The sequence below is a fragment of the Aliibacillus thermotolerans genome (assembly GCF_027853235.1).
In the GTDB taxonomy this organism is placed as follows: Bacteria; Bacillota; Bacilli; order Bacillales; family Marinococcaceae; genus Aliibacillus; species Aliibacillus thermotolerans.
The window spans coordinates 1-1,031 of sequence record NZ_WKJG01000107.1 but is presented as its reverse complement, the minus strand read 5'-3'; the positions used below and the strand labels follow the sequence as shown (position 1 = coordinate 1,031).

Sequence of the window (1,031 nt, the reverse complement as noted above, 5' to 3'; positions counted from 1 at the left end):
GCTCCTCATTCTAGAAAGATGCTTTTCAGAAGAAAAATAACCATGATTCTTTCAAAGGGATCGGGAATCTAATCGTTTATGGCCTAAAACCCTGATTTATGTTCGAGGTATGAATAATTCAGGTTAAAATATATTTTCCATAATTTATCTATTACATCTGCACGAATAATGCATATTTGAGCATTATAATTTGTCTTGTAGAAATTGTTACAATGTAGAATATCGTTCGTTTTACATGGTAGTATATATTAAGATTTAACAAATTGGATGAAAAAGGAGTCGAACAAAATATGAAAAAAGGATTATTGGCAGTAATTGGATTATTACTTATTTTAATAGTTGCTGCTTGTAGTGAAAGCGAAAGTGCATCAAATGAAAAAGAACCACAAGATATCAAGAAAATGGTCCAAGAATACAGTGTCGGGGATTCTGGTGATGTGTCTGCTTCTATTACTTCAGAAGAGCTGATTGTAACTGATAGTGATGGTAAAGAGACTACCTACGATCTTCCCGAAGATGAATTTTTTGTTTCCATCGCACCATTTGTTGAGACAACACACCCTTGTACTAATCACAGCTTAACAGGTTGCCAAGGAGAATTAGTGGAAAAAGAATTTGATGTTTATATTCAAGATGAAGATGGTAATGTGGTTGTTGATGAAACTATGACATCATTCGAAAATGGATTCATTGACTTTTGGTTGCCACGTGACAAAACATATAACGTGAAGATTCAATATGATGGAAAAACAGCTGAATCTGAGATTTCCACTTTTGAAGGTGACAATACTTGTATAACAACAATGCAATTAATCTAGTATTATTACCTCGTGATACTATTTAAAAAATAGAATAAAGATTATTTGGAAAAATTATATGGGTTTATAATATTTTCATTAGAATCGAGTCAATTTCATAATTGCTCTTTTTAAAAATACACAGATATACAGAATTTCTAAATTGTATTTTTAAAAACAGAAATCATGAAGCATTTTGTTGATTCAATTGTGCATTAATACGATCTGCTGCGA

General features: G+C 31.2%; 1 protein-coding gene. It reads left to right on the top strand.

Going from position 1 to position 1,031, the window contains the following annotated elements; all coding sequences use genetic code 11:
• The first annotated feature begins 290 nt into the window (after positions 1–290).
• Positions 291–818 carry a CueP family metal-binding protein gene (locus tag GJS40_RS13980; RefSeq protein WP_062351106.1) on the top strand — a complete coding sequence of 176 codons (528 nt, stop codon included), beginning with the start codon at positions 291–293 and terminating at the stop codon, positions 816–818.
• Positions 819–1,031 lie beyond the last annotated feature (213 nt).

Coding starts and splice junctions, on each gene's coding strand:
- GJS40_RS13980 (WP_062351106.1), top strand. CDS start 291: ATGAAAAAAGGATTATTGGCAGTAATTGGATTATTACTTATTTTAATA.